Source organism: Streptomyces sp. NPDC059564, assembly GCF_042735575.1.
In the GTDB taxonomy this organism is placed as follows: Bacteria; Actinomycetota; Actinomycetes; order Streptomycetales; family Streptomycetaceae; genus Streptomyces.
The window spans coordinates 1-26253 of record NZ_JBHWBP010000059.1 but is presented as its reverse complement, the minus strand read 5'-3'; the positions used below and the strand labels follow the sequence as shown (position 1 = coordinate 26253).

At 73.5% G+C, this 26253-nt stretch carries 19 protein-coding genes and 1 tRNA gene; 13 read left to right on the top strand and 7 right to left on the bottom strand.

Annotated elements, in window-relative coordinates:
* Nucleotides 1–47: 47 nt before the first annotated feature.
* The 4 genes from ACFV0Q_RS13695 to ACFV0Q_RS13680 form a co-directional block, all read right to left on the bottom strand.
* A complete protein-coding gene (locus tag ACFV0Q_RS13695; RefSeq protein WP_385004744.1) occupies nt 48–3071 on the bottom strand; it encodes an alpha-mannosidase in 3024 nt (1007 codons plus the stop codon).
* 120 nt (nt 3072–3191) lie between these two features.
* Complete coding sequence (locus ACFV0Q_RS13690) at nt 3192–4040, bottom strand: carbohydrate ABC transporter permease (RefSeq protein WP_385004742.1); 849 nt, start codon at nt 4038–4040, stop codon at nt 3192–3194.
* Nucleotides 4037–4930 carry a carbohydrate ABC transporter permease gene (locus ACFV0Q_RS13685; RefSeq protein ID WP_385004754.1) on the bottom strand — a complete coding sequence of 298 codons (894 nt, stop codon included), beginning with the start codon at nt 4928–4930 and terminating at the stop codon, nt 4037–4039. Before ACFV0Q_RS13685 ends, ACFV0Q_RS13690 begins: the two co-directional genes overlap by 4 nt.
* Nucleotides 4931–4992: 62 nt before the next feature.
* Nucleotides 4993–6327, bottom strand: a complete 1335-nt coding sequence (locus tag ACFV0Q_RS13680) for an ABC transporter substrate-binding protein (protein WP_385004740.1) — start codon at nt 6325–6327, stop codon at nt 4993–4995.
* Nucleotides 6328–6692: 365 nt separating this feature from the next.
* On the opposite strand from ACFV0Q_RS13680, the gene ACFV0Q_RS13675 reads away from it, so the two are divergent.
* The 9 genes from ACFV0Q_RS13675 to ACFV0Q_RS13635 all read left to right on the top strand — a co-directional run bounded on the left by ACFV0Q_RS13675 (nt 6693) and on the right by ACFV0Q_RS13635 (nt 18602).
* Nucleotides 6693–6767, top strand: a tRNA-Ala gene (locus ACFV0Q_RS13675).
* Nucleotides 6767–9106: a hypothetical protein gene (locus tag ACFV0Q_RS13670; protein WP_385004738.1), complete on the top strand. Its 2340-nt coding sequence runs from the start codon at nt 6767–6769 to the stop codon at nt 9104–9106. The genes ACFV0Q_RS13675 and ACFV0Q_RS13670 overlap by 1 nt, the downstream gene beginning before the upstream one ends.
* Before the next feature lie 194 nt (nt 9107–9300).
* Nucleotides 9301–10431: a GMC family oxidoreductase gene (locus ACFV0Q_RS13665; protein WP_385004736.1), complete on the top strand. Its 1131-nt coding sequence runs from the start codon at nt 9301–9303 to the stop codon at nt 10429–10431.
* 137 nt (nt 10432–10568) lie between these two features.
* Nucleotides 10569–12179: a benzoylformate decarboxylase gene (mdlC, locus tag ACFV0Q_RS13660; protein ID WP_385004734.1), complete on the top strand. Its 1611-nt coding sequence runs from the start codon at nt 10569–10571 to the stop codon at nt 12177–12179.
* A gap of 56 nt (nt 12180–12235) precedes the next feature.
* On the top strand, nt 12236–13648 hold the full coding sequence (locus tag ACFV0Q_RS13655) for an FAD-binding oxidoreductase (RefSeq protein WP_385004732.1): 1413 nt from the start codon (nt 12236–12238) through the stop codon (nt 13646–13648).
* Complete coding sequence (locus ACFV0Q_RS13650) at nt 13645–15000, top strand: cytochrome P450 (RefSeq protein ID WP_385004730.1); 1356 nt, start codon at nt 13645–13647, stop codon at nt 14998–15000. The genes ACFV0Q_RS13655 and ACFV0Q_RS13650 overlap by 4 nt, the downstream gene beginning before the upstream one ends.
* Before the next feature lie 64 nt (nt 15001–15064).
* Entirely contained in the window at nt 15065–16411 is a 1347-nt protein-coding gene (locus ACFV0Q_RS13645; RefSeq protein ID WP_385004728.1) for an alpha/beta fold hydrolase, read from the top strand.
* An 8-nt stretch (nt 16412–16419) separates the two neighbouring features.
* Entirely contained in the window at nt 16420–18351 is a 1932-nt protein-coding gene (locus ACFV0Q_RS13640; protein ID WP_385004726.1) for a peroxidase family protein, read from the top strand.
* Nucleotides 18348–18602 carry a hypothetical protein gene (locus tag ACFV0Q_RS13635; RefSeq protein ID WP_385004724.1) on the top strand — a complete coding sequence of 85 codons (255 nt, stop codon included), beginning with the start codon at nt 18348–18350 and terminating at the stop codon, nt 18600–18602. The genes ACFV0Q_RS13640 and ACFV0Q_RS13635 overlap by 4 nt, the downstream gene beginning before the upstream one ends.
* A 15-nt stretch (nt 18603–18617) precedes the next feature.
* Here the strand turns inward: ACFV0Q_RS13635 and ACFV0Q_RS13630 are convergent, their stop codons facing one another.
* On the bottom strand, nt 18618–18974 hold the full coding sequence (locus ACFV0Q_RS13630) for a hypothetical protein (protein WP_385004722.1): 357 nt from the start codon (nt 18972–18974) through the stop codon (nt 18618–18620).
* Nucleotides 18975–19155: 181 nt separating this feature from the next.
* Here ACFV0Q_RS13630 and ACFV0Q_RS13625 point away from each other — a divergent pair, with 181 nt between their 5' ends.
* On the top strand, nt 19156–19608 hold the full coding sequence (locus tag ACFV0Q_RS13625) for a universal stress protein (RefSeq protein WP_385004720.1): 453 nt from the start codon (nt 19156–19158) through the stop codon (nt 19606–19608).
* A 33-nt stretch (nt 19609–19641) separates the two neighbouring features.
* Nucleotides 19642–20271, top strand: coding sequence for a hypothetical protein (locus tag ACFV0Q_RS13620; RefSeq protein WP_385004718.1), 630 nt, complete (start codon nt 19642–19644; stop codon nt 20269–20271).
* Here ACFV0Q_RS13620 and ACFV0Q_RS13615 read toward each other — a convergent pair whose 3' ends face one another.
* Together ACFV0Q_RS13615 and ACFV0Q_RS13610 are read right to left on the bottom strand one after the other, a co-directional pair.
* On the bottom strand, nt 20272–21192 hold the full coding sequence (locus ACFV0Q_RS13615; protein ID WP_385004716.1) for a serine/threonine dehydratase: 921 nt from the start codon (nt 21190–21192) through the stop codon (nt 20272–20274).
* 14 nt (nt 21193–21206) lie between these two features.
* The gene (locus tag ACFV0Q_RS13610) at nt 21207–21848 is read right to left on the bottom strand and encodes a TetR/AcrR family transcriptional regulator (protein WP_385004714.1); all 642 of its coding nucleotides are present in this window, start codon (nt 21846–21848) and stop codon (nt 21207–21209) included.
* Nucleotides 21849–22029: 181 nt separating this feature from the next.
* Here ACFV0Q_RS13610 and ACFV0Q_RS13605 point away from each other — a divergent pair, with 181 nt between their 5' ends.
* Together ACFV0Q_RS13605 and ACFV0Q_RS13600 are read left to right on the top strand one after the other, a co-directional pair.
* Nucleotides 22030–23712, top strand: a complete 1683-nt coding sequence (locus ACFV0Q_RS13605; RefSeq protein WP_385004712.1) for a ricin-type beta-trefoil lectin domain protein — start codon at nt 22030–22032, stop codon at nt 23710–23712.
* Nucleotides 23713–23722: 10 nt separating this feature from the next.
* Nucleotides 23723–26011, top strand: coding sequence for an alpha-N-acetylglucosaminidase (locus tag ACFV0Q_RS13600; RefSeq protein WP_385004711.1), 2289 nt, complete (start codon nt 23723–23725; stop codon nt 26009–26011).
* Nucleotides 26012–26253 lie beyond the last annotated feature (242 nt).

Genomic DNA, 26253 nt, shown 5'->3' with positions numbered 1-26253 from the left:
ACACCGGGAGGGGCAGCGCGGGCGCCCCTCCCGGTCCCGGCCGGCGGTCAGCGCCGGTGGAGGCGGACCGTGACGATCTGGAAGGGGCGCAGGGTCAGGGGGATCGTGCCGGACGGGCTCGCGGGGCGGACCGCGGTGCCGGCCAGGGGGCGTTCGAGGAGGTCGCTCTCCACCGCCGCCGAGACGGGGAAGCCGGGGGTGAGGCTCGCGGTGGCGCGGCCGCCCCGGGACTCGTAGAGGCGGACGATCACGTCACCGCTGCGGTCCTCGGCCAGCTTGACCGCCTCTACGACGACCGCGTCCTCGTCCACCGCCACGAGCGGGTCGACCGGGCCCCCGCCGGTGAGCACGCGCTCCGGGAGGTTGAGGGCGTGGCCCTCGCGGACCGCGTCCCCGAGATTGGCGCCGGGGGCGAGGGAGAAGCGCAGGGTGTGGCGGCCCTGGTCGGTCTCCGGGTCCGGGTAGCGCGGGGCGCGGAGCAGGGAGAGGCGCACGGTGGTGGTCTGGCCGCCGTCGGGCCGCACGTCGCGCGTGACGTCGTGCCCGTACGTGGACTCGTTGAGCAGCGCCACGCCCCAGCCGGGCTCCTCCGCGTGGATCCAGCGGTGGGCGCAGATCTCGAACTTGGCGGCCTCCCAGGAGGTGTTGGTGTGGGTGGCGCGGTAGACGTGCCCGAACTGGGTTTCGGACGCCGTCCGTTCGGCCTTCACGTCGAGGGGGAAGGCCGCTTTGAGGAACTTCTCCGTCTCCTGCCAGTCCACGTCCGTGACGAGGTCGACGGTCTTGGCGCCGGAGCGCAGGGTGACGGACTGGGTCACCGTGGAGGAGCCGAAGGAGCGGGTCACCGTGACGGTCGCGGCCTCGGGTCCGCTCTCGGTGACCTCCAGGGCGTCGAGGTCCACCAGATCGGTGACCCTGTTGCGGTAGAAGGAGTCGATGTCCCAGGCGTCCCACATGTTGGGGAAGTCGGGGTGGATCTGGAGCAGGTTGGCGGCGGCGCCCGGGGCGAGGGCCTCCCTGCCCTCCTCCAGGTCGTAGGCGGAGACGAGCAGGCCCCGGCCGTCGATCTCCACCAGCAGGCGGCCGTTCGCCAGGACGTGCCCGCCGCCGTGCCGTTCCTCGACGGTGACCGGCTCCCCGCCCGTGCGCGGCCGGCCCGCGCCGCCGGCCGGGATCCCGCGCCGGGCGTGCGGGGCACAGTTGAAGACCAGCTCCTCCTCGCCCCGCCCGGCGAGCGCCGTCTGCGCGGCCAGGGTGAGGCCGCGCAGTTCCTCCCGTACCCGCGCGTACGTCTCGCGCGCCTCGCGGTGCACCCAGGCGATGGAGGAGCCGGGCAGGATGTCGTGGAACTGGTGGAGCAGGACGGTCTTCCAGAGGCGTTCCAGGTCCTCGTACGGGTAGCCGAAGCCGGGGACCCTGACGGCGGCCGTGGCCGCCCACAACTCGGCCTCCCGCAGCAGGGATTCGCTGTGCCGGTTGCCCTGCTTGGTCTTGGCCTGGGAGGTGTAGGTGCCGCGGTGCAGCTCCAGGTACAGCTCGCCGGCCCAGACGGGCGCGTCCCCGTACTCGGCGCGGGCCTTCTCGAAGAAGGCGTCGGGGCGTTCGACCTCCACCCGCGGGGAGCCTTCGAGGTCGCGCTGGCGCCGGGCCCGGGCCAGGTGCTCGCGGGTGGGGCCGCCCCCGCCGTCGCCCCAGCCGAACGGCGCCAGGGAGCGCGAACCCCGTCCCTTCTCCTGGTAGTTGCGGGCCGCGTGGGCGAGCTGGGCGCCGCCGAGGTCGGAGTTGTAGGTGTCGACGGGCGGGAAGTGCGTGAAGACGCGGGAGCCGTCGATGCCCTCCCACCAGAAGGTGTGGTGGGGGAACTTGTTGACCTGGGACCAGGAGATCTTCTGGGTCAGGAACCACGTGGAGCCGGACAGCTTCACGATCTGCGGCATCGCGGCGGTGTAGCCGAAGGAGTCGGGCAGCCAGACGTTCTTCGTGTCGATGCCGAACTCTTCGAGGAAGAACTTCTTGCCGTAGAGGAACTGGCGGGCCATGGCCTCGCCGCCGACCATGTTGGTGTCGGACTCCACCCACATCCCGCCGACCGGGACGAACTGCCCGTCCGCGACCTTCTTCTTGACCCGCTCGAACAGGCCGGGCCGGTGGGTCTTGATCCAGTCCAGCTGCTGGGCCTGCGACATGGCGAAGACGAACTCGGGGTGCTGGTCCATCAGGGCGACCACGTTGGACGCGGTCCGCGACACCTTGCGCACCGTCTCGCGCAGCGGCCACAGCCAGGCGGAGTCGATGTGGGCGTGGCCCACGGCGCTGATCCGGTGCGCGGAGGCGTTCGCGGGGGCGGCGAGCACCCCGGCGAGGCGGGCCCGGGCGGCGGCGGCCGTGCCGGGGACGTCGGTGAGGTCGACCTCGTCCAGGGCGGAGTCGACGGCCCGCAGGATCTCGTACCGGCGGGCGTCGCCCCCGTCGAGCTGCGTCATCAGGTCGTACAGGACTTCCAGGTCCTGTACGAGTTCCCAGACCTCGGGCTCGAAGACGGTGAGGTCCATCCGGGCGAGCCGGTAGAGCGGCTGACCGGAGGCGGTGAGCCGGTCGCCCTCGTACGTGGGGGCGTGGTCGACCAGGACCGGGTTGGAGGCGGCCTCGACGTACCACTCGACCCGCTCGCCGCCCGCCGCCCGGTCGGCCACCCGTACCCAGTCGTTGTACGGGTTGAGCCCCTTGACCTCGCTGCCGTCGCCGCGGTGGACCAGGCCCTCGCACTGGAAGCCGGGCATCATCCGGTCGAAGCCGAGGTCGAGCACGGCCTCGACGGTCCGGCCCGCCCAGTCGGCGGGTACGGCGCCGGTGACCTTGAACCAGGTGGTGCCCCAGGCCGGGCCCCACGCGTCGCCGGCCGCGCAGGGCCCGTAGGGGGCGGCCAGCGCCTCGGCGACCGGGACGGGCTCGCCCGGCGCCTCCCAGCGCTCGACGGTGAGCGGGACCGGACGGGTGTGGACGGCGGGCTTGATGCGCTCCTTGAGCACCCGGCGCAGGCGGTGTTCGGTGATGCTGCGGTCGTCGTGCACGGCGGCGGCTCCAGGGGACGGAGGATCGGACGGGGCATGCGGTCGGAAGGGGCGTTCGGTCGGACGGGGCATGCGGTCGGACGGGGCGTTCGGTCGGGCCGGTGAGGCGGGCGGGCGGACTCAGGTCTTGACGGCTCCCTCGCCCACGCCCTTGAAGAAGAAACGCTGGAGGGCGAAGAAGAGGAGCATCATCGGGATCAGCGCGGCCATCGCGCCCGCGGCGATGATCCGCTGGTCGCTGGTGGTCGTCGCGCCGGCCAGGGTCTTCAGGCCGAGCTGGAGGGTGTAGTGGTCGCTGTTCGTGAGGACCAGCAGGGGCCACAGGAAGTCGTCCCAGGCGCCCATGAAGCTGGTGATGCAGACGACGGCGAGGGCCCCCTTGGCGGACGGGAGGAAGACCCGGGTGAAGCGGGACCACTCGTTCGCCCCGTCCAGTACGGCGGCCTCCTCGATCTCCTTGGGCACGGCCAGGAAGGACGCCCGCATGACCATGATGTTGAGGACGGACACCGCACCGGGCAGCCAGACCCCGATCAGCGTGTCGACCAGGCCCATCTCGCGGACCGTGAGGAACATCGAGATCATCACGGACTCGAACGGGAACATCAGGGTGGCCACCAGCACCGTGAACACCACCTTGCGGCCCTTCCAGGCGGCCCGGGAGAGCGCGTAGCCGCCCATCGCCGCGAAGAGGGTGTTCGACACGATCGCGAGGAGCGCCACCGTGAGGGTGTTGCCCACGTACTGCAGCAGCGGGAAGGACTCGGCGACGCGGACGTAGTTGTCGAGGGTGGGCCGCGACGGCAGCACGCCGTCGTAGACGTTCTCGGTGCGGCCGCGGATCGAGATCAGGAACTGCCAGACGATCGGCCCCAGCATCACCACGAGCATCAGCAGCAGCGTGGCGTACCGCGCGGCGAGGCCGAGCAGCCGGCGCCGGCGGCCGTCCTGGGAGGCGTACGTACTCACTCCTCGTCCCCCTTCGACAGGCGGCGGCCCAGCAGGCTGAAGACCAGCGTCAGCAGGAACAGCAGGATGGAGATGGCCGAGGCGTATCCGGTCTCGCCGGAGAAGCCGAGGCCGACCTGCCGGATGAGGAAGGGCAGGGTGCGCGATCCGCCGCCGGGGCCGCCGCTCTCGCCGCCGAGGATGTAGATCTCGGTGAAGACGCGGAGCGCCGAGATGGCGGAGAGGGTGCCGACCAGCAGCATCATCGGCTTCACCTGGGGGACGGTGATGCTGAAGAAGCGGCGTACGGGTCCCGCCCCGTCGAGGGAGGCCGCCTCGTAGAGGGAGGCGGGGACGTTCCCGAGGGCGGCCAGGTAGAACACCATGTAGTAGCCGAGGCCCTTCCACACGGTCACGATCATGGCGGACACCAGCAGCATGGTGCTGTCGGTCAGGAAGGGGATCGGCCCGGAGACGACACCGATCTGCTCGAACACCGTGTTGACGAGGCCGTCGCTGCGCAGCACCCACTGCCAGATCAGGCCGACGACCACCGCCGAGGCGATCACCGGGGTGTAGAAGGCGGAGCGGAAGAAGCCGATGCCGGGGACCTCGGTCCGGACGAGGACCGCGAGGGCCAGCGGCAGCAGGACCAGGCAGGGCACGACGACGACGAGGTAGAGCACGCTGTTGCCGGTGGCCACCCAGAAGTCGGGGTCGGCGAAGGCGCGGGTGTAGTTGTCGAAGCCGACGAAGGAACCGCCGCGCAGGATCTGGGAGTCGGTGAAGGAGAGGATGACGGTGTTGACGAACGGCCAGAGGCTGAAGAGGGTCACCATCAGCAGGCCGGGCGCGAGGAAGAGGTAGGGGACCCACCATCTCCGGTGCCCGAGCCCCGTGTCGGCCTCCATGGCCCGGCGCGCCGCGCGCCTGCTCCCGCGCCCGCGCAGACCGTCCCGGGCGACGGTGGCGGTCACTTCCGGACCGCCGCCGCCAGCAGCTTGTTGGCTTCCTCCTGGGCCTTGCGCACCGCCGTCCGGGAGTCCTGTTCGCCCTTGATGGCCTTCTGCATCTCGCGCACCACCGCGTCCCCGACCTGGGTGGTCCACTGGACGGGCGTGTTGGCGTCCAGGTCGGCCGTCGTCAGCTGCTGCGCGCCGATCGCGCGGGCGAGCGTCTCGGCGTCCTTGCCGTCGCCCTTGTCGGAGAAGTACGGGTCGGCCAGGCCCTTGGCGTTGGAGGGGTAGATGGTGGCCTTCTTGGAGAACTCCACCTGGTTGGGGCCGTTGGTGACCCATTGGGCGAACTCGGCGGCCGCGTCCAGGTGCTTGGTGTCCTTCTTGATGCCGAGCGACTGGGCGTAGATGCCGATGTGGCCGAGGGTGCCGGTGACGGCTCCCGCGACGCGGGTGTGCGCGTAGACCTGCGGGGCGTTCTGCTTGATGTCCTTGACGAAGCCCGGGGAGCCGGGGCCGAAGACCAGTTTGCCGCCGCCGTACAGCTGGTTGATGTCGTCGGCCTTCAGGAGGGACTCCTTGGGCATGGCGCCCTTGGCGTACAGGTCCTTCATCCGGTCGGCCCAGGCGACGGCCTTGTCGGTGTCGAAGGTGAAGCGGTCCCCGGCCGCGTTCAGGATCGGGACGCCCATCTTCTGCCAGTCCCCCGGCAGCCTGCCCTTGGGGTCGGCCATGAAGGCGGCGTACTGGCCGCCGGAGCGGGTGGCGATCTGCTCGGCGTAGTCGAAGAACTGCTCGACGGTGACCGGCGGTTTGCCGACGTCGAGGCCCGCCTTCGCGAAGAGCTCCTCGTTGTAGGTGAGGACCTCGGGAGTCACGTACCAGGGGTACGCGTACACGCCCTCGCCCTTGCCGGGCAGTCTGAACTGGTCCCAGGCGCCGGGGACGTAGTCCTTGGCGACGGTCCGGTCGAGCGCGGCGACGTCGGCGAGCATGCCGCGGTCGCCGAGCAGCTGGAAGGAGTCGGTGGACAGGTTCACCACGTCGGGGAGGGCTCCGGCCTGGGCGTCGGCGACGAGCTTCTCGTTGTAGCCGTCGCCGGGGACGTCCTCCCACTTCACCTTGGCCTCGGGGTACTTCTGCTCGAAGGAGTCGATGACTCCCTGGACGTACGCGGTGTACGCGGGCTTCAGCTGGAGCGTGCGGAAGGTGATCTCCCCGGCCACCCTGCCGGTCCTCTCCGCCTGTTTCACGTCACCGGCGCCGCCGTTCATGCCGCACGCGGAGAGGGTGAGGAGGGAGCCGGCCACCACGGTGGCGAGGCTTGTGCGGGTCACCTGTGAACGAGTCATCGTCGCCGCCTTCAGGGAGAGTTCCGGCCTCTCTGCCGGAACGCTCCGCCCCACGCTGTCCGGAAACCCGGACCCCGTCAACGGTCCGGAAGTCCCGCTGGCCGACGGTGGATAGGTACCGAACGGGACAAGGGACCGACGAGGGACTGAAACCCTTCTATGACTTCCCTGTTGACCTCGGCTGATGCGCTTTAGTTCACAACTCCCCCGAGGAGGTATCGCTTTGATAACGAAGGTGATTGCCGGTCAGGATGTGACTTCTTGTCGACGGTCCGGGAAGGCCGGTACTAATGCGCTTTATCCCGACCGCCGCGAAAACCCTTTGCGCGGACTCCCGTCCGGAGCCTAGGTTCGTCCTCGAACGACGGCGTGTAGCTCAGCAGCAGAGCACCGGGCTTGCTTCCCGGGGGGCGCAGGGGCGGAACCTGCCACGTCGGCCATGAACGCACACGCTGACCAGCAGCTCCCGGACCCGTCCACGCCCGTCTCCGTCTCCCCGTCCTACGCGGCGGGCCGGCTCGCCCGGGCCCTGCGGACCTCGCTCACCCACGAGGACGCCGCCACGCGCGAGCGGGCCGGGTCCCGGATCCGCCAGTGGCGGGACGTGCTGTCCGGCATGGCCGACGGCACCCTGACCGTCGGATCGCGGACCCCCGTCGCCGCCCTGCCCGCCTGGGTCACCCCCGAGGTGGTCACCGGAGGCTTCGCGACCGGCACCGCCTCGGCCGGCGGGCCGCTGCTGCCCTACGAGGAGGAGGCCGCCCGGCTGGCCGGCGTACCGGCGACCCGGTCGGCGCTGTTCGCCCACTCCCTCACCGAGGACGGGCTGCGCCGCCTGTGGTCCCTGCTGGACAGCGGCTGCTACGAGGTGCACGTGCCGGAGGAGGCCGCGCTGGCGACGGTGGCGTGGCTGGTGCGCGCGGGTGACGTCGACACCGCGGCGGAACTCGTCGCGGAACTCCACCCGTTCGCCGACCGGCTGCGGTTCACCCCGCGCCCCGCCGGCCGGCCCGCGCCCGCCGTGGACCGCGTACACCGCCGCACCGCGGGCGAGGCCGGTGCCGCGCTGGCCCGCCGCGGGCCCCACCCGGGGGTCGAGGCCCAGCGCGAGGCCCTCTCCGTCTGGCGGCCCTTCGAGGACGAACTGCTCGCCCACCGGCTGGCGGCGGCCGGCCCCGGCGCGCCCGGGGCGCGCTGGCACGCCGACGGGGCCGCGCTGCTGGCCCGGTACACGGCCCTGGCCGCCGCGCACACCCGCTGCACCAAGCACCTGGACCCGAAGTCGAACGCCGCGATCCTGCGCCGCGCCCTGGAGGAGGAACTCGCGGGCCACACCCTCGCGCCCCGGCCGGCCGGGCTGCTGCGGGTCGCCGTCTCCTCGATGCTCGCCAAGCGCGGCGCGCCCGGCTCCCCCGGCCACACCCGGCTGCGGCGCGCGCAGGCCGCGCAGGCGGCGCTGCCCGCCCACCACGAGCTGGCCGTCCTCGTGCTGCGCCGGATCGCCCCGCTCGACGCGGACGGCGGGATCCCGGACGTGGAGGCCGCCGTGGCACCGGTGAGCCCCGAGGAGGCGCGGGAGACCGGGCTGCCCGTGGGCGCGCGGGTACCCCCCGCCGTGGCCGCCGCCGTCCGCGCCGCGCTCAGCGCCCCGCTGGAGGTGCTCGTGGAGCGCGGGGTGGTGCCGTCCGCCGAGGTGCTGGCCGAGCTGGTGCCGCAGCTCGTCGCCGCGGTGACCGCCGAGCGGTACGCCGACGGGCCGCTGCGGACCCTGATGGCGGCGACGTACCGCGCCTTCCGCAAGCGGCGCTCCCTGCTGCTGCTCAACCTGGAGCACCAGGTGCGGATCGGGGAACTCCCCTGGTTCCGGGCCGCCTCCGGCCACCTGGCCGACGGCGCGGCGGTCCGGGAGCCCGCCCACGAGGCGCTGCGCAGGCTGGGCGAGCTGGCCGTGTGCGCCTTCCCGGGCACCGTGCTGCCCAATCCGCTGGTACGGGAGCTGGGCGAGCTGGGCCGGCAGGCGGAGCTGGGCGCGCCGTTCGTGGAGGAGCTCGCAGCCGACATCTTCATGGGGACGTTCAGCCCGAAGTTCCTGGTGGCCGCGCGGATCGCCGCCGACCTCCTCGAAGGGAGCCTGTACGCGCGCTACTACGGCATCGACTACGCGGCGGTGCGCCGGATGGCGGTCGCGCAGGCCGCCGACGGCGCGCTGCGCGGCCGGCCGGCCCGCAGCGCGCCGGAGTTCGCCGCGCTGTGCGCGGAGCGGGCGGGCACCGGGCGGGGCTGGTCCACGGCGGCGAACGGCACCGTGATCGAGCAGGCCCAGATCCTCACCACGCACAACCTCGCCACCCTGGCCGCGCGGGCCGGGATCGCTCCGCCGCCCGGCTGGGCGCGCCCGGCGCGGGACTGCTTCGAGACCGTGTGCCGTCTCGTGGCGCGGGTGGAGGGCAACCCGCGCCCGCTGTCCACGATCAAGGACGCGGCGTACGCGTGGCGGCAGATGCTGTTCCACCTGTCGCTGTGCGACGCGGCGGAGCGGGCGGAAGTCCTGGCCTGGATCGAGGCGGAGGCCGTACGCCGGCCCGCGCACGTGCGGGCCCGGCTGGCCCCGGCCCTCGCCGGGCTCCGGCTGGCCGCCGGGGGCGGCTCCTTCGGCCCGGACGGCACCTCCGACGCCGGTCGCGCCCGCCGGCTCCTGGGCTGGAGCACGGACCGGCACTGGATGCGCGAGGTCGGGGCGCCGGCCCGGGGCCGGGAGCGTGTCCACCCCCAGGGGTGAACCGGGTGCCCCGCACGGCCCCGGCCCGGCGTGGCGCGCGTACGCCCGGCAGGGGGAACCGTGGGCAGGCCGAATGGATCACCGCTCCCCTTCCCCTACCCCCTCGTCCGGCCCCGCGTACGGGCGCAGGACCCTCCTCGCCTCCACGGCCGCCGTCGCGGCGGCGGCGCTCACCGGGCACCCACTGGAAGAAGGTGCTCTCCTGGCAGCCGGTCGAGGAGTCCAGCCTGCTGCTGGCGCTGCGCGACGCGTTCCTGGACAAGCTCTCCCTCGCCGCCAGGGCCGAACCGCTGCCGTCGGGCCCCGTCTCCGCCGCCCTCGACACGGACGTCAATTCCAAGGCCAATGTGGACCGGAGCTCCCAGGGTGCCTTCGCGACGCCGATGACGGTCCGTGCGGGCCGCCGGCACGCGGTGCGCGAGCGGCTCCTCGACGTACGGTCCCGGCATGCCGGGAACCTGGCCATCGCCACGGACGCGCTCGCCGAGCGGATCGTCTTCGAAGAGCGGCAGGGTGAACTGCGCGCGACGGCAGTCGCATACCTGTCCGGCCGGCACCTCTACCAGGCGTCGCCCGAGGCCGTCCCCCGGTCCGCCGCCGAACGGGCGGGGCTGCGGCGCACCGTCCGGGTGACGCGGGAGGTCATCGTCGCGGGCGGCGCGTTCAACACGCCGCAGCTGCTGATGCTGTCGGGCATCGGCCCCCGGGACCACCTGGCGGAGCACGGCATCACCCCCCTGCTCGACCTGCCCGGCGTCGGCGCCAACCTCCAGGACCGTTACGAGGTCTCCGTGGTCTCCGCCCTGGGCCGCGACTTCACCGCCCTCGCGGGGTGCACCTTCCAGGACCGTGACGACCCGTGCCTGGCGCAATGGCGCGCCTCGCCGATGCCCGCCGCGACGCCCTACGACCCGACCCGCCGACCGGTGATCAACTTCCGCTCGATGGACGACGGGAGGGGCGGGGACGCGGACGTGGCCGCCATGATCGAGGCGATCCGCTCGATCCGCAGCATCAACGCCAAGGCCGGACTCCTGGACTCGGTGCGCGAGGAGGTGCCCGGCCCCCGGGTGAGCACCGACGCACAGCTGGCGGCCTGGATCAGGCGGGAGGCGTGGGGGCACCACGCGTCCTGCACCGCCGCGATCGGTCCGGCCGGGAAGCGCGGGTCCGTCCTGGACGGCCGGCTCCGCGTGCACGGAACCGCCAACGTCCGGGTGGTCGACGCGTCCGCCTTCCCCCGCATCCCCGGTCTGTTCATCATGGCGCCCACCCTGGTGCTCGCGGAAAAGGCCAGCCAGGACATCCTGCGGGCCGCCCGCTGAGGCGATAGCACGCGGAGCGGGCGGACTGCAGGCCTTCATCGGCGACCGACCCGTACGGATCATGGATTTTGCCTTGATCAACGCAATGTGATGCATTGATCACCCACTGTTTCCACCTGCTCCGCGAAGGAACTCCCATGCGCACGGTCCGAGAGTCGGTTCTGGATGTCCTGCGCACGCGCGGGATGACCACGGTGTTCGGCAACCCGGGCTCCACCGAACTGCCCATGCTCAAGCAGTTCCCGGACGACTTCCGCTACGTACTGGGCCTCCAGGAGGCCGTCGTCGTGGGCATGGCCGACGGCTTCGCCCTCGCCTCCCGCAGCACCGCCCTGGTCAACCTGCACACCGGCCCGGGTACCGGGAACGCGATGGGCGCGATCCTCAACGCCCGGGCCAACCGCACCCCGATGGTGGTCACCGCGGGCCAGCAGGTCCGCGCGATGCTCACCATGGAGGCGCTGCTGGCCAATCCGCAGTCGACCCTGCTGCCCCAGCCCGCCGTGAAGTGGGCGTACGAGCCCCCGCGCCCGGCGGACGTGGCGCCGGCGCTCGCCCGCGCGGCCCAGATCGCCGAAACCCCGCCGCAGGGGCCGGTCTTCGTCTCGCTGCCGATGGACGACTTCGACGTGGTGGTCGACGAGGCCGAGGACCGGGCGGCGCAGCGCACCGCCGCCCGTACGGTCACGCACGCCGCCGCCCCCTCCGCCGAGGCGGTGCGGCACCTGGCCGCGCGCCTGGCCGGAGCCCGCAGCGCCGTCCTCGTCGTCGGCAACGACGTGGACGCCGGCGGGGCCTGGGACGCGGTCGTGGCGCTGGCCGAGCGCACCGGGCTGCCCGTGTGGTCGGCGCCCACCGAGGGCCGGTGCGCCTTCCCCAAGTCCCATCCGCAGTACCGGGGGACGCTGCCGCCGGCCATCGCGCCGCTCTCCCGCTGCCTGGAGGGCCACGACCTGGTCCTCGTCATCGGCGCCCCGGTCTTCTGCTACTACCCCTACGTCCCCGGCGCCTACCTGCCCGAGGCCGCCGAGCTGATCCAGATCACCCGGGACGCGGAGGAGGCGGCCCGCGCCCCCGTCGGGGACGCGCTGGTCGCCGACCTGGCGCTGACCGTACGGGCGCTGCTCGCGCAGCTGCCCGTACGGGACGCCCCGGACCCGTCGCCCCGGATCGAGCGGGCCGTGTCCTCACAGGAGGTGGACGGGGCGCTGACCCCGCTCGCCGCGATGTCGGCCATCGCCCAGGGCGCTCCCGAGAACACCCTCTGGATCAACGAATCCCCGTCCAACCTCGGCCAGTTCCACGACGCGACCCGGATCAGCACCCCGGGATCCTTCCTCTTCACCGCGGGCGGCGGCCTCGGCTTCGGCCTCGCCGCGGCCGTCGGCGCGCAGCTCGGCGCCCCGGACCGGCCCGTGGTCTGCGTGATCGGCGACGGCTCCACCCACTACGCCGTCCAGGCGCTGTGGACCGCCGCCACCTACAGGATCCCGGCCACCTTCGTCGTGCTGAGCAACCAGCGCTACGCGATCCTCCAGTGGTTCGCCCAGGTGGAGCAGGCCCAGGGCGCGCCCGGCCTCGACATCCCGGGCCTGGACATCACCGCCATCGCCACGGGTTACGGCGTACGCGCCCACCGGGCGACCGGCGCGGGCGAACTGGCCAAGCTCGTCCGGGAGTCGGCCCTCCAGCAGGACGGCCCGGTGCTCATCGACGTCCCCGTCACCACCGAACTCCCCTCGATGTAGCCCGCCTCCGCCCGAGGCCGCCCCGCAGTCATCCCGCACCGTTCCGGAAGGCCGGCATGTCCCTCCCCACCGACACCACCCTCCTGCTGTCGAGGCTCCGCTCCGCGCTCCCCGACGAGGCCCTGATCACCGACCCCGCGGCGCTGGCGGCGCACTCCCGGGACTCGGCCCCCTTCTCCGAGTACGGGACCCCGGCGGTCGTGGCCGTCCCCCGGACCGCCGAGCAGGTCGCGCACGTCATGCGCACCGCCTACGCGCTCGACGTCCCGGTCGTACCGCAGGGCGCCCGGACCGGGCTGGCGGGCGCCGCGAACGCGGTCGACGGCTGCGTCGTGCTCTCCACGGCCGCGATGGACCGCATCCTGTCCGTGGACCCGGCCAACCGGCTGGTGCGCTGCGAACCCGGAGTGACCACGCGCCGCCTGGCGGAGGCCGTCGCCGAGCACGGGCTGACGTACCCGCCGGACCCGGCCTCGTGGGAGCGCTGCACCCTCGGCGGGAACATCGCCACCGGCGCGGGCGGCATCTGCTGCGTGAAGTACGGGGTCACCGCCGACTACGTCCTCGGCCTGGACCTGGTCCTGCCCGACGGCCGCCGCATGCGCACCGGCCGGGACACCGTCAAGGGCGTCGCCGGATACGACCTGACGCGGCTGATCGTCGGCTCCGAGGGCACCCTGGCCGTGGTCGTCGGCGCCACGCTCGCCCTGCGGCCCGCCCGGCCGCCGGCCCTCTCCCTCCTCGCCCAGTTCCCTTCCCTCACGGCGGCCGGGGAGGCCGTCGCCGCGATCACCGCCGCCGGGCACACCCCCTCCGCGCTGGAACTCCTCGACCGGGCCACCACCCAGGCCGTCGTGGACCTCGGCCGCCATCCGCTGCTGCGCACCGGGAGCGCCGCGACCCTGATCGTGGAGAGCGACAGCGCCGACCCCTCGGCGGAGCTGGCCTCCATGGAGCTGCTCTGCAAGCGGGCCGGGGCCGAGCACATCGCGAGCGCCGCCACCGGGGAGGAGGCCCACGAGATCATCGAGGCGCGCCGCCTGGTCAGCCCGGCGCTCGCCGCGTACATGGCCTCCAGGGGCGGCGGGCTCACCGCCTTCATCGAGGACGTGGCGGTGCCGCGCTCCGAACTCCCGGAGCTGATCGGGCAGATCGAGAAGATCGCCGAGCACCACCGGCTCCGGATCTTCACCCTCGGCCACGCCGGTGACGGCAATCTGCACCCCACCGTCGTCTTCGACGAGACCGACCCCGACGAGCTGGCCCGCGCCCGGTCCGCGTACGACGACATCATGGCCGCCGGCCTGGCCCTCGGCGGTACGACCACCGGCGAGCACGGCATCGGCACCCTCAAGCGGGAGTGGCTGGAACGCGAACTGGGCCCCGTCTCCCTGGAGGTGCAGCGCGGCCTGAAGCGGCTCTTCGACCCGAAGAACCTCCTCAACCCCGGAAAGGTGGTCACGGCATGACCCAGTCCACCGATACCCGGCAGAGCACCACGCCCTCCGCACCCTCCCCGCGGCCTCCCGTCCGGGCGGGACTGGCGGAGACCGTCCGCTTCGTCGCCACCCACACCCTGCCCGTCTTCGTCCGGGGCGTCGCCAACCCGAGGTTCGGGGTGCTGGCCCTGTACTCCCGCGTGAACCAGGCCGCCTGGTCGAACGCGACGCTCCGCGCGATGAAGGCCCGGCACGGCGGCGCGCCGGTCATGGTGCGGGCGCTCTCCGGCGAGATGCTCGTCCTGCTCGACCAGGCGGACATCGAGCGGTTCTTCGAGGAGCCGGTGTCCACGCTCGCGATGGACGCGGAGGACAAGTACAACAGTCTGTCGGTGTTCGAGCCCACCGGCGTGATCTGCTCGCACGGGTCCGTGCGCGAGGACCGGCGGAAGGTCAACGACCACGCCCTCGCCGCCGACCGGCCCGTCCACCCCTCCTGCACGGAGTTCCGGACCGTCGTCGAGGAGGAGTGCCGGCGGCTCACCGAGCGGAGCGTCGTCGGTTTCCCGCAGTTCTGGACGGCCATGACCCGCATCTCGCGGCGGGTGGTCCTCGGCGACCGGGCCGCCGAGGACCAGGAACTGTCCGACCGGCTCGCGACCCTGCGCGGCCAGGCCAACTGGATGGGCCGCCGGCGTCCGGAAGCCGCGAAGGCGCTCTACCGCGAGGTGGAGGCCCGGATCGCGCAGTACGCGGCCGAGGCGCCCGCCCACACCCTGGCGGCCCGCGCGCTGAGCGAGCCCTCGCCCGAGGGCACGGACCCGCTCGGGCAGACCCATCACTGGCTGCTGGGCATCGACCTCGCCGCGCCGGTGGTCCTGCGCACCCTCTTCCTGCTGGCGCACCACCCGGCGGAGCAGGAGGCGGCCCACGCCGATGCGGCGGCCGGGACCGCGGGCCTGCCGCGGCTGCGGGCCTGCCTGGAGGAATCGGTCCGGCTGTATCCGATCGTCCCGGACCTGGTACGGGTCACCCGTACGGAGACCGAGTGGCACGGGGTGCGCTATCCGGCGGGGACCAACATCCTCGTGCCCATGGGCTTCCACCAGCGCGACCCCGGACAGGTGGACGGCGGGCACCTCTTCTCGCCGGCCCGCTGGCTGGCCCCGGACGCGCACGGGGACACCCGGGTGGCGCCGTTCAGCCACGGCGGCGCCCGCTGCCCGGGCGAGCACGTCGCCCTGCTGCTGACCTCCCTGGTCTGCGCCGAGGTGCTGCGCGGCCACCGCATCACCGCGGCCCGCCCGTCCCTCGACGTGGCGCGCCCCCTGCCCGGGACCCTCGACACGGCCGCCCTGCGGCTGCGCCTCACCCGCCGCTGAAACGACCCGTGCGTCAGGCCTCCGGGATCCCGGAGGCCAATCGGGCTCCCGAAGATGGAGTGTCATGTCTCCAGCCGTCCCGTCCGTCACCGAGCCGGACGTCGCCTCGCTCCACGAGGTCTGCCGTGAGCTGGCCGAGGCCGCCGACGCCGTGCGCGAGGCGGCCCGCTACGCCTCCCGCGTCGCCCTGGACCCGCGACCGCCATCGGCCGGCGGCGGCGCCCGGCGCGCCCTGCTCGCCGCCCTGACGGATCCCCGGGGCTTCGGGTGGGCCCCGCTGGGGCGTCACCCGTTGGCGGGGGCGCTCTGGCTGGCCGGGGTACTGACCAGCAGGGAGAGCCTGGCGGTGACGCTGGCCGTCGAGGGTCTGAAGGCCCGGATCCGGGCGGCGTCGGTGCGCCACCCGGAGCTGCTGGAGAACCCGACCACGTCGAGGGTGCTGCGTGCCATCGACGAGGACCGGCAGGCCGAGGCGGTACGGGTGTTCAAGGGGCTGCTCACGGAGAAGGGCGCCGAGTACGCCCTGGCGCTGCTGGCACCGTCCTTCGCCGACATCATGGCCTGGAACGCGCTGACCGACGAGAACCCCTTCAACGACGAGGCGGGCTGGCAGATCGCCACCGGCCGGCCCCTGACCTCGGACTACTTCCTGGGCGTCGGCGCCAGGGTCTGGTCGTTGCTGGACCGGGGCGCGGGACGGGCCGAACCGCACACTCCGTCGGCGGAGCTGCTGGAGGGCCTCGACACCTCCGGCACGATCGTGGGCTACGTCCGCAACATCGGGCGCCTGGGCACCGGCGGCCTGCTGCTCGCCCAGCAGGTGACCGGCCCGGACGGCGTGGGCCGGTACGTGATCCAACTGGCGGGCATGGGGCGCGGGTTCAACGCGGACGGTCCGCAGGACCTGGTGGGCGCCATCGACGCGGTGGCCGCCGCCGAAACCCCGTACACCCGGGCGGTGGTCAAGGCGATGCGCCGGCTGGTCCCCTCCGGCACGGAGGTGGCGCTGGTCGGCCACAGCCTGGGCGGGCTCACCGCCATGAACCTGGCGTCGAGCCGGGACTTCAACGCGCTGTACACGGTCACCCACGTGATCGCGGTCGGTTCGCCCGTCGACCGCAAACAGGCCGCCGATCCGCGGACGCGGGTGGTGTCGCTGGTCAACGAGCACGACATCGTGCCCAGCCTGGAGGGGCGTTCGGCGGTCTCCCCGTACGCCCCGCCCGCCGGGTTCACCGAGTTCGCCTGGGCCGACGACACCCATGCCTTCCCCCTGTGCCACGCCGCCGAGCGGTACGCGCACAACCTCGAACACGACGTCCCGCACGCACGGGCGCACGTCGACTCCGAACTCGCCCCCTTCCGCGGCCGGGTCACCGGCACGCACCTCTTCACCCTCCACGACCGCTGAGGACCCCCATGACCGACACCACCCCCCAGACCCCTCCGCAGGCTCCGCCGCGGCCGTCCGAGCGGGCCGGGACCGCGGACGGCGGGCCGCCGTTGCCCGAACAGGCCCGCCGGACGGCGGCGCCGCCCGAGCCGTACGGGCCGCCCGGCCTCGTGGAGCGACTGGAGTCCGCGGCCTTCGCCCGGCTCAACCGCACCCTCGAATGGCATGAACTGCCGGGCCCGATCGGCCTGTTGAACCTGGCGGTGCTCCGCGAGGACCTGCGCCGGCACAACCTGCACGACACCTTCGGCGCGGGCGGCGAACGCGAGCGGCGCCCCACCGCCCGGCCGGCGCCGTACCGCTCGTACGACGGCTCGGGCTACGACCCGTACGACGTGGACATGGGCCGGGTGGGCACCCGGCTCGACCGCAACGCGCCGCTGCACATGGCCTTCCCCGACGACGAGGCAGAGCTGATGGCGCCCAGCCCGCGCGAGGTGAGCCGGCAGCTGCTGGCCCGGCGGGGCTTCGTCCCGGCGCCGACGCTGAACCTGCTGGCCGCTGCGTGGATCCAGTTCCAGAACCACGGATGGGCCAACCACGGGGACAACGAGGAGGCGGAGCCGTTCACCGTCCCGCTCGCCGCGGACGACGACTGGGCCGAACAGGGCGGCGGCTGCCCGATGCGGGTGAACCGCACCCGCCCCGACCCGGTCGCCCACAGCACCCCGGACGCGCCGCCGACGTACGAGAACACGGTCACCCACTGGTGGGACGGTTCGCAGATCTACGGCTCGGACGAGGCCCGCTGCCGCTCGCTGCGCACCGGGGAGCACGGCCACCTGATCCTCGACGACGGCCGGCTGCCCACCGATCCGCGACCGGGCATGGCGTGCCTGGACGCCACCGGCATGAACAGCGACTACTGGGCCGGCCTGTCGCTGCTGCACACGCTCTTCGCCAAGGAGCACAACTCCATCTGCGACCTGGTCCGTTCGCACCATCCCACCTGGGACGACGAGCGGCTCTTCCACACGGCCCGGCTGGTCAACACCGCCCTCATGGCGAAGATCCACACGGTGGAGTGGACCCCGGGGATCCTCGACACCCCGCTGCTCCAGCACTCGATGAACGCCAACTGGCACGGTCTGCTGCCGCGTTGGATCACGCAGCGGTTCGGCCGGATCGGCGGCGAGGCTCTGAGCGGGATCCTCGGCTCGCGGACCGACCACCACGCCGCGCCGTTCTCGATGACGGAGGAGTTCGTCTCGGCGTACCGGCTGCACCCCCTGATCCCCGACGAGATCACCGTCCGCGACCACCGGCGCGGCGCCGCGCGTGAGGTCATCGGCTTCGACGACATGCAGGGGGCCACCACCCGGACCTCGGTCGACGCCTACGGGATGAGCGACCTGCTCTACACCTTCGGCGTCTCGCACCCCGGCGCCCTGGTCCTGCACAACCACCCGGACGCGCTGAGGAACCTCAAGCGCCTGTCGGGCGAGCACGTCGACCTCGGCACGGTGGACATCCTGCGCGACCGCGAACGCGGCATCCCCCGCTACAACGCCTACCGGCAGATGCTGCGCAAGCGTCCGGTCACCTCCTTCGAGGAGCTCACCGGCGGCCACCCGGGCGACACGCCGCTGCTGCGGGAGCTCTACGACGGCCGGCTCGACCGGGTCGACACGCTGGTCGGGAACCTCGCCGAACCCCGCCCGGCGGGCTTCGGGTTCAGCGACACCCTCTTCAGGATCTTCATCCTGATGGCCAGCCGGCGCCTGAAGAGCGACCGCTTCTTCACGACCGACTACCGGCCGGAGGTGTACACGGCGGAGGGGCTGCGCTGGATCGACCGGAACTCGATGGTCACGGTGCTGCTGCGGCACCACCCCGAACTGGCGCCCGCGCTGGCCGGGGTGACGAACGCCTTCGCCCCCTGGAAGGAGCGCGCGTGAGCGGGCGTACCGTCCGCCCGGCCGGGGATCCGTACCGGCCGGACCCGGCGGCGGGCCTGCGCACCCACGCCGCCGCGCTGCGCGAGCGCGCCGAGCGGCTGCGCGGCGCCTGCGACCGGCTCGACTGGAAGGGCGCGCAGGCGGACGCCTTCCGCGCCCGCGTGGACGAGCTGGCCCTGCGGTGCCACACGGCCGCCGACGGGCTGGCGCGCTCCGCCGCGCGGCTGGACGGCCGGCCGGGAGGCGGGTGAGGCCTCCGGCCGGGGCTACTTCATGCGGTACTCGGCCTTGTCCGCGAGCTTGCTGTCCTTGAAGCAGAAGCGCAGCACGTCGTTGCCGCTGTCCGCGGTGGAGACGTACCAGGCACACATGCTGCCCGCGGGCTCGGCCGGGCCGCCCTCCTTGAGGGCGTCCTTGACGAAGGTCTCGCCCGAGGGGAGCTTCGCCCTGACCTCGGCCTCGGGGTCGCCGACGCGGACCTCCGCGTAGACCTTGGGGTCGACCAGGGTCTTGTCGGCTATGTCCATGACCTTCGTGAAGCCGAAGAGCAGCGCGACGACGGCCCCGATCCCCACCACCAGCGCGACTCCGCAGCCGATCAGACATCCCTTGCGCTGAGCCATCGCCCTATTCCTCCGTGCCGTCGCGTTCCGTGTGAACGCTTGCGACCTTCGCAGGGGGCGGGCCGTGCGCGCTGTCCCCTAAAGTCTTCGGCCGCCGCAACGATCGTCGTTCGAGGCCGGACCCCCGCCTCCGTGTATACAGGGAGGGAAGGACGATCCGGACGAACCGAGAGGAACCATCGTGAGTGAGACCGTCGAGCCCCTGATCGTCGTCGGCGTGGACGGTTCGGACCATTCGAAGGAAGCGCTGCGCTGGGCCGTGGGCCAGGCCAAGGCGACCGGGAGCCGGGTGCACGCCGTCATGAGCTGGCAGTGGAACACCAACCCCTTCGCCGTGGGCACGGTGGAGCAGGCAACGCTGGTGTCCGCCGAGGAGGGGGCGCGGCAGCGGCTGGCGGACACCGTCGCCGAGGCGGTCGGCACCTCGCCCGGCGTCCCGGTCTTCCGCCGCGTCGAACAGGGCCCCCCGGCCCAGGTGCTGGTGGAGGCCTCCCGGGAGGCGGATCTGACGGTGGTCGGCACCCGCGGCTACGGCGGGATCAAGGGGTCCCTGCTGGGCTCGGTGAGCCAGCAGGTCGTCCAGTACGCCACCAGCACGGTGGTCGTCGTCCGCGACGAGCGGGAAACGGCCTAGGACCGGCGCGGCGGGGGTTGTTAGCCTGCGCCGATGGGACTGGACATCACCGTGGTCATGGCCGACTGGGAACAGCTGGCCCGGATACCGGCGGACGGGCGGCTGGACGCGGTGACCGATGTCGTGCACCCGTACTTCTGCTGCGACGCCTGCTATGACGCCGACGCGGCGGTGCGGGGCGGCTGGGCATGGCCGCGGCAGGTCTCCTGGTGTGCCGAGTACCGGTTCTTCGGGACCACCGGTTCGTACAGCTGGCACTTCCAGCTGGCCAACGCCTGGGACGACATGAGGGCATCGGCGGCACCCGGGCTGCGGGGCGCCCTCGACCGGTTCCTGGGCGGCCTGGTGTGGGACGGTCCGGACGGCCCGGCGGAGACGGATGACGAGCCGCCGGCCGCGGGCGGCTTTCCGGAGGACGCCGCCCCCTGGCGGCCACAGGTCCTGATGCTGCGCGCGCCGGACGAGGTGCCGGCGCTCGTCCACGCCTGGGAACTGGCGGCGCCCCGGCTGGAGGAGCTGCGCGAGGCCTTCGACGCCGAGTGCGCCGGCTGGGCGGGCCGGCCCCGCACCTTCGACGCCAACGCCGCGCTGCTGCGCGAGTGGGGCGAGGTGGTCGCGGGCGCCGGGGCGCGGGGCTGGGGCCTGATCGGGCTCCCGTGCTGATCAGAGGTCGCCCGGGTCGGTGTTGGCGCCGCAGAGGACGACGGCGACCCGTTCGCCGAGCGGCTCCGGTGCGGTGCGCAGGGCGGCGAGGGCGGTGGCCGCTCCGTTCTCGACGACGATGCGGTGCTCCTCCCACAGGGCCCGGCGGGCGGCGGTGATCGCCTCGTCCGGGACGAGGACCGAGGTGGCGTTCCCGGCGCGGGCGGCGGCCAGGGCGTCGGCGGAGACCCGGGTGGCGCCGAGGGAGTCGGCGGCCACGGAGACGACGGGGACGTCGACCGGACGGCCCGCCTCCAGGGCGGCGTTCAGGGCGCGGCAGTGCTCCGGCTCGGCCGCGACCACCCGTACGCCGTGTGCGCGCGCGGCGGTGGCGACGCCCGCGAACAGGCCGCCGCCGCCGACCGCGACGACGACGGTGTCCAGGCCGGGCAGGGCGGACCGGATCTCCTCCAGGAGCGTTCCGGCGCCCGCCGCGATGAGGGGGTTGTCGTAGGCGTGGCTGCTCAGGGCCCCGCTGTCCGCGGCGAACTCCCGGCAGGCGGCCAGCGCTTCGGCGTACCGGTCGCCGACGAGGCGTACGTCGGCGCCGTAGCCGCGCAGCCGTTCCACCTTGACGCGCGGCGCGTTGGCGGGGAGGAACACGGTGGCGGGCACGCCGTGCGCGCGGGCCGCCCAGGCGCAGGCGAGGCCCGCGTTGCCGCCGGAGGCGATGGTGACCCCGGCGGCGGGGAGGGTGGCGCTCTCGCGGTGGGCGGCGAGGAAGTTGTGCGCGCCGCGGGCCTTGAACGAGCCGGTGTGCTGGAGGTACTCCAGGGCGTACCAGACGCCTTCGGCGGCGGGCACGACGGCGGCGGGGCGGATCGTCCCCGCTATCCGGCGGGCGGCGGCGTGGACGGCGGCGTGGTCGAGCTGCTGTTCCATGGTCGGACTGCCTTTCAGGCGGTGGGCCGGGCGGCGTCGATGAGCTGGCGCAGGGCGCCGTAGTACACCTCGTGGTCGGTCAGCGGGGGCAGTACGTCGGCCAGCGCGCCGGAGAGCACCGGGAACTCGGCGGGGTCCAGGGCGGCGAGGGCGGCGCGGGAGGCGGCCGTGGCCGCGGCCGGGTCGCGGTGGTCGACGAAGGCGGCGCTGCCCAGGGTGAGCAGGTACATGCGGCGGTAGACGGTCATGGCCTCGGTGGGGCCCATCCCGGCGGCGACGCTGTCGGCGAGGGCGGGTTCGACGAGGCGGGCCAGCAGCTGGCGGCCGAGCCAGGGGCGGCCGCCGCGCAGGACGAGCAGTCCGGGGTGGGCGGTGAGCAGCCGGTAGAGCGCGCCGAACCGCCGCTCGGCGGCCTCGGCCCAGTCGGTGCCGGCCGGGATCTCGGGGAGTTGGCCGGCGAGGTGCTCGGTGCACAGGTCCAGCAGGCCGGCGAGGTCGGTGCAGCGGCGCTGGACGGTGGCGTGGGAGACGTCGAGGCGGTCGGCGAGGGCGCGGAAGCTGAGCGCGCCGGGGCCTTCCTCGTCGATGAGGCGCAGGGCGGCGACGGCGATGGCCTCCGGTGTGGCCCGGTCCAGGGCTGTGGATCTCCTCGGCATGAGATACAGCGTATCAGCCAGTGGCACATACAGCGTATCGACTGCGTGGCGGTCCCCGACTACACCCATATTGCTGGTCATTGATTCATAACCATCGACTTATGTTGACAGCGGGTAGTCGCACCGCTGCACTGGGCGCACGAATGCCCCCGCCGGTACGCCACCACGTCAAGGAGACCCCGTGCCGCCTCGCCTGCGTGCGTCGCTCCCCTGCCTGACCGCGGCCGCCCTGCTCGCCCTCGCGCTCTGTCCCGCCCCGGCGGCGGCGGAGCCGACGGCCACCTGGGACACCCCGCTCGCCCTCACCCCGCCCATGGGATGGAACAACTGGGCGCACTACATGTGCGACATCGACGAGGCCACGGTGGTCGCCAACGCCGACGCGCTCGTGTCCAGCGGCCTCGCCGCCAAGGGCTACGACACGGTGACCGTCGACGACTGCTGGATGCGCAAGGAGCGCGACGCGAACGGCGCTCTGGTCACCGACACGGAGAAGTTCCCGCACGGCATGGCCTGGCTCGGCGAGTACCTGCACGCCAAGGGGCTGAAGTTCGGCATCTACGAGGACGCCGGCTCCCTCACCTGCGAGCGCTACCCCGGCAGCGGCGCTCCCGAGGGCGGCGGCGAGGACCACTACGCCCGCGACGCACGGCAGTTCGCGTCCTGGAACGTGGACTACGTGAAGATGGACGGCTGCAACCTGTGGGTGCCGCCGGGCAGGACGAAGGAGGAGGCCTACCGGGACGCGTACAACTCCGTCGCCCGGGCGCTGCGCGACAGCGGGCGGCCCATGGTGCTGTCGGCCTCCGCGCCCGCCTACTTCCAGCAGGGCGAGTGGGGCGGCGCCGACTGGCACAAGGTGCTCGACTGGGTCGGCGAGACCGGCCAGCTGTGGCGCGAGGGCCGCGACATCAAGGTGTACAAGGCGGCCGCCCCCGACACCTCCCGGTGGAGCTCGGTCCTCGGCAACTACGGGTACAACCGGTGGCTCGGCCGCTACGCCGGGCCCGGGAACTGGAACGACCCCGACTTCCTGATCGCGGGCGCCCCCGGGCTGACGGACGCGGAGAGCCGCAGCCAGGTCGGGCTGTGGGCGATGATGGCGGCCCCCTTCATCCTGTCCTCCCAGGTGTCGCAGCTGAGCCCGGGAGGCCTCGCGGCCCTCGGCAACACCGGCCTGATCGCCCTGGACCAGGACCCGTTGGGCCGGCAGGGCGCGGTCGTCTCCTCCAACGCCACCTTCGAGGTGCTGGCCCGGCCGCTGGCGGGCGGTGGCCGCGCGGTGGCCGTGCTCAACCGCTCGGGCAGCGCCCGGGACGTCTCGGTGCCGCTGGCCGACATCGGGCTGCACGCCTGCACGGTCGATGCCGAGGACCTGTGGAACGGGCGGACCGCGGAGGTCTCCGACGCCCTGACCGGGCGGCTCGCCGCGCACGACACGGCGGTCTGGCGGCTCACCCCGCACGGCTGCGCCGAGGCCGTGCCCACCGGGCAGATCAACGGCCTCGGCGCCCGGTGCGCCGACGGGGCCAACACCACCGGCGCCGGCGCGGTCGTCCTCGCGGCCTGCACCGCCGGAGCCGACCAGCGCTGGACCCTGGGCGGCGGCGGACGGCTGCGGCTGGCCGGGGAGTGCCTCACGGCGGGCGGGGGCGGTGCGGTGGAACTGGCCGACTGCGCACCCGGACGGCAGGCGGGGCAGAGCTGGCGCCACCGCCGCGACGGGGCGCTGGTCGAGGAGACGAGCGGGCAGTGCCTGACCGCCCCGGCCGCATCCGCTACCCCCGACGCCCCGGCCGAGCGGCTGCGGCTGGCCCCTTGCGGCGACCACCAGGCCGACCAGGTCTGGTCCCTTCCGGTCTGACGGAGCGCTGATGACGAAGATCCCCCCGCCCCGCGCCCGCCGCGGGGTCCGGCCCGTGCTGCCCGCGCTGGCCGCCGTACTCCTGACCCTGACCGGCACGGGCGCGGCGCCCGGGGCTGCCGCGTCCGACTCCGCCGTGGTGCGCGGTGCCGTGCCCCAGCCCCGCCCGGCGGCCCCGGCCGGGGCACCCCGGACCTTCGACGCCGGGCCCGCGCGGGCCGCGCTGCAGCGGCTGCTGCCCCGGCACGCCGGGCAGTTCACGCTCGTCCCCGACGCGGCGGCCGGCGCGGACACCTTCACCGTCTCCGGCACCGCCGGCGCCGTCACCGTACGCGGCTCCACCGGCGCCACCCTGCTCACCGGCGTCGGCTGGTACCTCCAGCACGTCGCCGGCGTCGACATCGGCTGGCCGGGCGACAGCCTGGGGGCGCTCCCGGCGACCCTCCCCGCGGTGCCCCGGCCGGTCACCCGCGGCGCGCTCGTCCCGCACCGGTACGCCCTCAACGACACCGACGACGGGTACGCGGGCCCGTACCGCTCCTTCGAGGAGCACCAGCGGCAGATCGACCTGCTCGCCCTGCACGGGGTCAACGAGGTCTTCGTGCAGGTCGGCGCCGAATACCCGTACTACCGCGCGCTCCAGGGCTTCGGCTACTCCGGTGCCGAGCTGCGCGAGTGGATCCCCGGCCCCGCGCACCAGAGCTGGTGGCTGCTGCAGAACCTGAGCGGCTTCGGCGGCCCGGTCACCGAGCGGCTGATGCGCGAACGCGCCGCGCTGGGCGGGCGCATCGCCGAGCAGCTGCGCGGGCTCGGCATGACCCCGGTGCTGCCGGGCTACTTCGGCACGGTGCCCCCGGAGTTCGCCGCCCGCAACCCCGGCGCGGCCACGGTGCCGCAGGGCGACTGGGCCGGCTTCGACCGCCCCGACTGGCTGGACCCCGCCTCCCCGGTGTTCGGGCGGCTCGCGGCCGCGTACTACGCCGAGCAGCGCGCGGTGTTCGGGGACAGCGCGATGTACCGGATGAGCCCGCTGCACGAGGGCGGCCAGACCGGCACCGTCGACGTGAAGGCCGCCGCCCGGGCCATCCAGGGCGCCCTGCACGCCGCCCATCCGGGGGCGCTGTGGGCGGTGCTGGGCTGGCAGGACGACCCCACGCCGGAGCTGCTCGCCGGGGTGGACACCTCGAAGCTGCTGATCCTGGACGGGCTGTCCGACCGCTACAACCGCCTCGACCGGGAAACCCGTTGGGGCGGGGTCCCGTACGCCATGGGCAGCATCTACAACTTCGGCGGGCACACCACGATCGGCGCCAACACCTCGGTGTGGCTGGACCGGTTCGGCGCCTGGCGCGCCAAGGCCGGCAGCGCGCTGGCCGGGACCGCGTACCTGCCAGAGGCGACCGGGACCAACCCGGCGGCCTTCGACCTGTTCACCGACCTCGCCTGGGAGCCGGAACCGATCGACCAGCGGGCCTGGTTCGCCTCCTTCGCGGCCCGCCGCTACGGACGGCCCGACCCGCAGGCCGCCGCCGCCTGGGAGGAGCTGCGCAAGGGGCCGTACAGCACCTCCTCGGGGCTGTGGTCGGAGTCCCAGGACAGCCTGTTCACCGCCCGGCCGGGGCTGACGGCGGCCGGGGCGGCGTACTGGAGCCCCAAGTCGATGCGCTACCAGGCGGGTTCGGTCCGCCGGGCCCTGGACCACCTGCTGAAGGTCGCTCCGGAACTGCGCTCCTCCAGCGCCTACCGGTTCGACCTGGTGGACACCGCCCGGCAGGCCCTGGCCAACCACTCGCGGGTGCTGCTGCCGCAGATCAAGGCGGCGTACGAGGCGAAGGACCTGCCGCGGCTGCGCGAACTGACGGACCAATGGGCCGACGGGGAAAGGCGGTTGGACGCCCTCACCGGCACCGACCCGAACTTCCTGCTCGGCCGCTGGCTCGACGCCGCGCGCTCCTGGGGCGGCACCGAGGCGGAGAAGGACCGCTACGAGTACGACGCGCGCTCGATCCTCAGCGTGTGGGGGCGCCGCGGCACCAGCGAGGGCGGCTTCCTGCACGACTACGCGAACCGCGAATGGAGCGGTCTGGTCTCGGAGTTCTACGCCGAGCGGTGGAGGGTCTACTTCGCCACCCTGGAGGAGGCGCTGGTGCGGCGGGCCGCACCCCGGGAGATCGACTGGCACGCGTACGAGGAGGAGTGGGCGCGGCGCACCACCCGCCCGTCGGCCACGCCGAGCGGCGATCCGTACGCCCGGGCGGCCGAGGTGGCCGCCGCCCTGCCTCCGGCGACCGCGGGCTGACCTACCGCATCCGATCCGGACACGCACACGACACGCCTCACCACTCACCCCTGAGGGGGAATCGTCCAACCCGGACGGGGGAGATCCGGACCGGGGACTCCCTCCCGGAGCGGGCGCTGGGTTGACTGACCCGGACATGCCGAGGGGCGGCCGCCGCGGTTGTGCGGCGGCCCCCCCATTCCGCCCCCCACCGGCCACAGGCCCACACGCTGTCTCTTAAAAACAACAGAAGCAGCCCACCA

Coding starts and splice junctions, on each gene's coding strand:
- ACFV0Q_RS13685 (WP_385004754.1), bottom strand. CDS start 4,930: ATGGAGGCCGACACGGGGCTCGGGCACCGGAGATGGTGGGTCCCCTAC.
- ACFV0Q_RS13680 (WP_385004740.1), bottom strand. CDS start 6,327: ATGACTCGTTCACAGGTGACCCGCACAAGCCTCGCCACCGTGGTGGCC.
- ACFV0Q_RS13670 (WP_385004738.1), top strand. CDS start 6,767: ATGAACGCACACGCTGACCAGCAGCTCCCGGACCCGTCCACGCCCGTC.
- mdlC (WP_385004734.1), top strand. CDS start 10,569: ATGCGCACGGTCCGAGAGTCGGTTCTGGATGTCCTGCGCACGCGCGGG.
- ACFV0Q_RS13655 (WP_385004732.1), top strand. CDS start 12,236: ATGTCCCTCCCCACCGACACCACCCTCCTGCTGTCGAGGCTCCGCTCC.
- ACFV0Q_RS13650 (WP_385004730.1), top strand. CDS start 13,645: ATGACCCAGTCCACCGATACCCGGCAGAGCACCACGCCCTCCGCACCC.
- ACFV0Q_RS13645 (WP_385004728.1), top strand. CDS start 15,065: ATGTCTCCAGCCGTCCCGTCCGTCACCGAGCCGGACGTCGCCTCGCTC.
- ACFV0Q_RS13640 (WP_385004726.1), top strand. CDS start 16,420: ATGACCGACACCACCCCCCAGACCCCTCCGCAGGCTCCGCCGCGGCCG.
- ACFV0Q_RS13630 (WP_385004722.1), bottom strand. CDS start 18,974: ATGGCTCAGCGCAAGGGATGTCTGATCGGCTGCGGAGTCGCGCTGGTG.
- ACFV0Q_RS13620 (WP_385004718.1), top strand. CDS start 19,642: ATGGGACTGGACATCACCGTGGTCATGGCCGACTGGGAACAGCTGGCC.
- ACFV0Q_RS13615 (WP_385004716.1), bottom strand. CDS start 21,192: ATGGAACAGCAGCTCGACCACGCCGCCGTCCACGCCGCCGCCCGCCGG.
- ACFV0Q_RS13610 (WP_385004714.1), bottom strand. CDS start 21,848: ATGCCGAGGAGATCCACAGCCCTGGACCGGGCCACACCGGAGGCCATC.
- ACFV0Q_RS13600 (WP_385004711.1), top strand. CDS start 23,723: ATGACGAAGATCCCCCCGCCCCGCGCCCGCCGCGGGGTCCGGCCCGTG.